Below are 6,179 nucleotides of genomic sequence, written 5' to 3'. Positions count from 1 at the left end.
GCCGGCGATGATCGTCGCCGCGGCGGCGTCCCCGAAGCTCAGCGAGTGCCCGATCCTCCCCGAGGAGGTGCAGACGCCCAGCGGCCCGCCCTCCGGCCGCACGAGCAGGCCGAGCGCCGGGCCCTTCTCGCCGGTGTAGATGCCGACAGTGCGTTCCCGCGACACGCGCACGTACAGGTCACCGCCGTTCTCGATGATCAGCTCCCGGACCCTGTCGCCGACGCCCGCCGCGACCGCATCGCACACCGCTCCGGCAACGGCCGCCATCGGGCCGACGCCGGCCGCGGCCCCCGCTGCCGCCATCGCGCCCGCGATCCGCGGGGCGGCATCGGCGACGGCCACGGGCACGAGAGATCTGGCAAACTCCGGGTGCGCGGCCAGGTATCGCTCCAGCCGATCCCGCTCGTTGATCACGATCTCCCGCACGAGATCGCCGATGTCCCGGTCGGCAAGCACCAGAAGGTCCGTCTCCTTGATCGCCAGCTCGAACCTGACGAGGCCGGCGGCTTGGACGCCCCGCCGGTAGATGCTGCGGTCACGGGGATCGACCTTCACTGAAAACTTAAGAGAATTCAATTGATTGCGGACCGTTTTCACAGAGCTTGTTGAAAAGATGTTGGCAACGCTGTGAATTTCTCGAGAGCATGCGAAAAAAAACGGTGCCGACACCAGAGTGCCTAGGAATTGTGCAGAATCTTTCCTTACTTTTCATAGTCTTACAGAATCAGAAGGTCGATGGCCTCCGTTAGGGTGGAGACCCCAGTACATTTGATGCGACAATCCGCGCTCGAAATCCGCGCCAGGCTCGCTTTCGGCAGCATGCAGGCGTCGAACCCGAGCTTCGCCGCCTCCCGCACTCGGGATTCCGGGTGCGAGATTCCCCGAACCTCCCCGGTCAGGCCGACCTCCCCGAAGACGACCGCGCCGGCGCGCACGGCCGAGTTCCGGAAGCTCGAGCAGACCGCGAGGGCGATCGCCAGATCCGCCGCCGGCTCGACGACGCGGATGCCGCCGGCGAGGTTCAGGTAGATGTCCTGCTCGGCCAGCCCCAGGCCGATCTTCTTCTCCAGGATCGCCGCGATCATCCCGAGGCGGCCGGGGTCGGCGCCGCTGCAGACGCGCTTCGGCGAGGCGAACGCTGTGCGCGCGCACAGCGCCTGGACCTCGACGAGGAACGGCCGCGTCCCTTCCACGGAGGCGGTGACGACCGAGCCCGCCAGCTCGCCGCGCTCCTCGCGCAGGAACAGCCGCGAGGGATTCGGCACCTCCGCGAGCCCCGCGTCCCGCATCTCGAAGACGCCGATCTCGTTGGTGGACCCGAAGCGGTTCTTCACGGCCCGCAGGATCCGGAAGTCCCGCGTGTTCTCCCCCTCGAAGTAGAGCACGGTGTCGACCATGTGCTCGAGCACCCGCGGCCCGGCGAGGGTGCCGTCCTTCGTGACGTGGCCCACGATGAACACCGGCACCTCCTGGCGCTTGGCCAGCGCGATCAGCTGCGCGGCGACCTCGCGCACCTGGCTGATGCTGCCGGCCGTCGACTCGAGCGCGTCCGTGGTCACGGTCTGGATCGAGTCCACGACCACGGCCAGCGGCCGCAGGCGGCGCGTCTCGGCGAGGATCGGCTCGAGCGCGTTCTGCGCGAGCACGCTCAGCAGCGGGCCGGTCACGCCGATCCGGTCGGCGCGCATGCGGATCTGCCGTGGCGACTCCTCGCCGGAGCAGTACAACACCGCCTCGCCGCGTGCGGCGGCGAGCCGCCCGAGAACCTCGAGCAGCAGGGTGGTCTTGCCGATGCCCGGGTCGCCGCCGACCAGCACGACGCTCCCCGGGACGAGCCCGCCGCCGAGGGCCCGGTCGAGCTCGGCGCTGCCGGTGCGAATGCGAAGCGCGTCGTCCTGGACGATCTGGTCGAGCCGGACCGGCGCGGCCCCCGGTGCGGCGCCGTCGCGCCCGCCCCGCGCCTTCGGGACGGCCGCCTCCTCCAGGAGCGTGTTCCAGGCGCCGCAGTCGGGGCAGCGCCCCAGCCACTTGGGCGAGACGAACCCGCACCCCTGGCAGAGGTAGCGGCTCTTCTCCCCCACGCTACTGGACGAGGCGGGCGAGGCCGAGCATCTCCCGCAGATCGTCGTCGGAGAAGAGGATGCCCCCGCCGACGAAGGCCGAGCGGCGCCTCTCGTCGTAGACGTCGTCGACGCCCGCGCTGACGAAGAAGTCCTTGTAGACGCCGAGCTGCCCGGCGACCTTCAGGTGCGGTCCGCCGTCCCGGCCGAAGTCCCAGCCCTCGGCGCTGAGGCGCAGCGTGCCGCCGCCGGGTCTCCAGTCCACGCCGAGCCCCCCCTGGGACTCCATGAGGCCGCCCCGGAGGGTCAGCGGCCCGAAGGACTTGGCGAACAGCAGCGAGAAGAGCAGCTGGTCCTCGCGCGTCTCCTCGGTGGTCTCGTTGATGGTGTAGCCGCCGTCCGGCCGCTGGATGGTCGTCCTCGTGGTCGTGGTCGTGGTCTTGCCGGCCGGGTCGTCGATGACCTCGAAGAGGTAGTACTTGTCCGCCCGCGGCTGCAGCTTGACCGTGACATAGCTCTTGAGCGCCTCCACCCGCTCGAGGTACTCACCCCGGTAGCCGAGGTAGAAGTGCATGCGGTCGTTCGCGCCGAGCATGCGCTGCGCCGAGTCGGCCGTGCTCTCGAGCTTCCGCACCAGCGTGTCGTCGGTGACGAGCCGCCCGAGGCTCCCCTGCCCCGTGTTGATCTTCTCGGCGATGCCGTCGATGTCGCCGAGGGCGGCGTCCACGCGGTTGATCGTCGTCTCGTCGTTGACCAGGCGGCCGAGCGTCCCGCGGCCCCCCTCCACCTTTGCCAGGATCTTGGTGAGCGTGTCCGCCGCCTTCTCGGCGCTGCCGGCGGCGGTGCGCATCGAGGCCAGCAGGCCCTGGAAATCCTCGCGGCCGCCGCGCACCGTGGCGCGCAGTTCCTCCGCCGTCTTCGTCGCCTCGGCCGAGAGCTCGTCGGCCCGCCGGTTGAGCGTCTCGGCGAGCGTGCGCATCCCGGCGATCGCCGCGTGCAGCTCCGCCCGGTTGTCGCTCACCACGGCGCGCGCGTCCCCGATGAGCCCGCGCGCGTCGCGCGTCAGCCCCGCAGACTGCGCGAGCAGCTCGCCCACGCGCTGGCGGTTCTCCTCGAGCAGCGCGCTGATCCGCCCCACGAGGTCCGAGGCCCCCGCCAGCAGCCGCGAGACCTGGGAGTCGGCGCCGGTGAAGGTCTTCTCGATGCTCCCGGCGAGCGAGCGGAAGGCCTCCGAGGAGCGCGACAGCTCCGCCATGAGCTGGTCGAGGTCGACCAGCTCGCGGCCGGCGATCACGGCGCCGGCCGGGACCACCCTGGCGCCGGGGCTGCCCGTGGTGATCTCGATGTACCGCTCCGAGAGGATGCCGATCGACGCGACGGAGACGACCGAGTCCTCGTGGACGACCACGCCGTCGTCCAGGCGCAGCCGCGTGTGCGCCAGGCCGTCCTTGAGGAAGATGCGCTCGACCGAGCCGACGAGGACGCCGGCCATGCGGACCTTCGCCTCGGTCTCGAGGCCCGAGACGGTGTGGAACACCGCCTCGATGACGTAGCCCTTCTGGCGGAAGCGGAACTCGCCGATCTGGAAGGTCAGCCAGGCCAGCCCCGCGAGCGCGGCGACCACCACGGCGCCGACCTTCGCCTCCGCCGACAACACCCTCATGCCGCTTCCGCGCGCCTCCTAGTCGGTGATCGGACCCCGGGCGCTGCCGGTGATGAACTGGCGCACCACCGGGTCCGCGCTCTCGCGAATCTCACCGGGCGTCCCCACCGCGATGATCCTGCCCTTATACAGCATGGCTATGCGGTCGGCAATCTTGTACGCGCTCGTCATGTCGTGGGTGATCGCCACGCCCGTGACCTTGAGCCGGTCGCGCAGCTCCACGATCAGGTCGTTGATGGCGTCGGCCCGGATGGGGTCCAGGCCGGTCGTCGGCTCGTCGTAGAGCAGGATCTTCGGCTCCATCGCCAGCGCCCGCGCCAGCGCGACGCGCTTCTTCATGCCCCCCGAGAGCTCGGCCGGCCAGAGGTGCTCGACGTCCCGCAGGCCGACGAGAGCGAGCTTCTCGCGCACGCGCTCGCGGACCTGGGCCTCCGGCAGCCGCGCGTGCTCCCGCAGGCCGAAGGCCACGTTCTCGTAGACGCGCAGCGAATCGAAGAGCGCCGCCCCCTGGAAGAGCATCCCGAAGCCCTTGCGGAACTCCTTGAGCGCCACGCCGCGCAGCCCACCGACGTCGACGCCCTCGACCACGACCCGGCCCGCGTCGGGGCGCAGCAGCCCGATGATGTGCTTGAGCAGCACGCTCTTGCCGGTGCCAGAGCCGCCGATGACCACCATGGTCTCGCCGCGCTCGATCTCCAGGTCGAGCCCGTCGAGCACCTGGTTCGCCCCGAACCGCTTGGACACGCCCCGCAGCGATATCAGTGCGGGCTCATATTCGGGCATGCATCTCTCCGTCGGCGTGACGCGTCGCGCTGAAATCAGAAGAAGAAGGCCGTGATGAAGTAGTTGGCCGTGAGGATCAGCATCGAGGCGAGGACGACCGAGGCCGTCGTCGCCCGCCCGACCCCCTCGGCGCCGCCGCTGGCGTTGAAGCCGCGCTGGCAGCCGACGATCGCGATGATCACGCCGAAGGCGGCGGCCTTGACGATCCCGGTGTAGACGTCCTCGAAGGCCAGGTAGTCCATGCTGCGGCGGAAGTAGATCGTGGGGTTCGCGTGCAGCACGAAGACGCTCACCGCGTAGCCGCCGCCCATGCCGACGACGTCGGCGAGCACCGTCAGCACCGGGAGCATGATCAGCCCGGCGAGGAAGCGCGGCACCACGAGGTAGTTCACCGGGTCGGTCGCGAGGGTCTCCAGCGCGTCGATCTGCTCGGTCACCTTCATGGTGCCCAGCTCCGCCGCCATGCCCGAGCCGACCCGCCCGGCGACGATCAGCCCCGTGAGCACCGGCCCGAGCTCGCGGCAGATCGAGAGGGCGACGATCGTGCCGACGAGGTCCTGGGCGTTGAAGCGCTTGAAGCCGGTCATCGTCTGCAGGGCGAGCACCGCGCCCGTGAAGAGCGCCGTGATCAGCACGATCGGCAGCGAGCTGACGCCGACCGACGCCATCTGCTGGATGACGCTGCGCGGCCGGTAGGGCGGGCGGACCGACCAGCCGAGCGTGCGCAGCACGAGCAGCACGAGGTCGCCGGCCCCCTCGAGAAAGCCGCTGGCCCCCGCACCGATGCGCTCCAGCAACCCGATGAGACTCTTCACCACGCCACCCCGCCGACCTGCGGCCACCGCCCGCTCTTCAGGCGCCATGATACCGCACCGGCCCCCGCGCATACAGGCGCGGCACGCGGGCGCCGATCCCGCAGAAGACCTCGTAGGAGATCGTGCCGGCGCGCGCCGCCACCTCCGCGGCGGTGATCTCCTCGCGCCCCTGGCGGCCGATGAGCAGGACCTCGTCGCCCGCGCACGCCCCCGGGACGTCGGTGACGTCCGCGAGGCACAGGTCCATGCAGACGGTGCCGACCACGGGCGCGCGCCGCCCCCGCACCAGCACCTCCGCCCGGTTGGACAGCGCGCGCCGGTAGCCGTCCGCGTAGCCGACGGGCAGCGTGGCGATGACGCTCTCGCGCGGCGCGGTCCACGTCCCGTTGTAGCTCACCGCCGTCCCGGCAGGCACCCGCTTGAGGAAGGCGATCGCCGTGGCGAGGCTCATGACCGGCTGCAGCTCTGCCCCGTGGGGCAGGCCCGGCCCGGGGGCCGAGCCGTAGAGCATGATGCCCGGGCGCACCAGAGTGCCCTCCGCCGCCCCCTGCAGCAGCAGCGCGCTGTTGGCGATGTGGCGCCAGCGGACGGGGCCGCCCATGACCTCGATCGCGGCACAGACGGAGCGGAAGGTCCGGATCTGGCTCGCGGTGGCGGCGCTGCCCGCGACCTCCGCCTCCGCCAGGTGGCTCATGAGCCCCTCGAGGACCAGATGCGGGAAGTCGCGCAGCCGCGCCGCGAACGGCAGGGCCTCGGCGGGGGGGACGCCGACCCGCCCCATCCCGGTGTCGATCTTCAGGTGCACGGCGACGCGGGCGCCGGCGCGGGCGGCCTCGCGCTCGAGCGCCTCCGCGAGCG

The 6,179-nt window shown here is 71.1% G+C and carries 6 protein-coding genes; all 6 read right to left on the bottom strand.

Annotation, left to right across the window (positions count from 1 at the left end):
• A partial coding sequence (locus tag VI078_12885; protein HEY6000176.1) for a UPF0280 family protein occupies positions 1-555 on the bottom strand: 555 nt, incomplete at its 3' end.
• Positions 556-716: 161 nt separating this feature from the next.
• A complete protein-coding gene (radA, locus tag VI078_12880) occupies positions 717-2,081 on the bottom strand; it encodes a DNA repair protein RadA (GenBank protein HEY6000175.1) in 1,365 nt (454 codons plus the stop codon).
• Position 2,082: 1 nt separating this feature from the next.
• Entirely contained in the window at positions 2,083-3,723 is a 1,641-nt protein-coding gene (locus tag VI078_12875; GenBank protein HEY6000174.1) for an MlaD family protein, read from the bottom strand.
• An 18-nt stretch (positions 3,724-3,741) separates the two neighbouring features.
• Complete coding sequence (locus VI078_12870; protein ID HEY6000173.1) at positions 3,742-4,506, bottom strand: ABC transporter ATP-binding protein; 765 nt, start codon at positions 4,504-4,506, stop codon at positions 3,742-3,744.
• 35 nt (positions 4,507-4,541) lie between these two features.
• Positions 4,542-5,324 carry an ABC transporter permease gene (locus tag VI078_12865; GenBank protein ID HEY6000172.1) on the bottom strand — a complete coding sequence of 261 codons (783 nt, stop codon included), beginning with the start codon at positions 5,322-5,324 and terminating at the stop codon, positions 4,542-4,544.
• A gap of 34 nt (positions 5,325-5,358) precedes the next feature.
• Positions 5,359-6,179: alanine racemase (alr, locus tag VI078_12860; protein ID HEY6000171.1), on the bottom strand; the 821-nt coding region annotated here is incomplete at its 5' end.

Source organism: bacterium (assembly GCA_036524115.1).
Lineage (GTDB): Bacteria > JAUVQV01 > JAUVQV01 > JAUVQV01 > DATDCY01 > DATDCY01.
This window is presented reverse-complemented; position numbering and strand designations above follow the sequence as displayed.

Excerpts from the sequence above, each read along its gene's own strand:
- VI078_12875 (HEY6000174.1), bottom strand. The coding sequence starts at position 3,723 with ATGAGGGTGTTGTCGGCGGAGGCGAAGGTCGGCGCCGTGGTGGTCGCC.
- VI078_12870 (HEY6000173.1), bottom strand. The coding sequence starts at position 4,506 with ATGCCCGAATATGAGCCCGCACTGATATCGCTGCGGGGCGTGTCCAAG.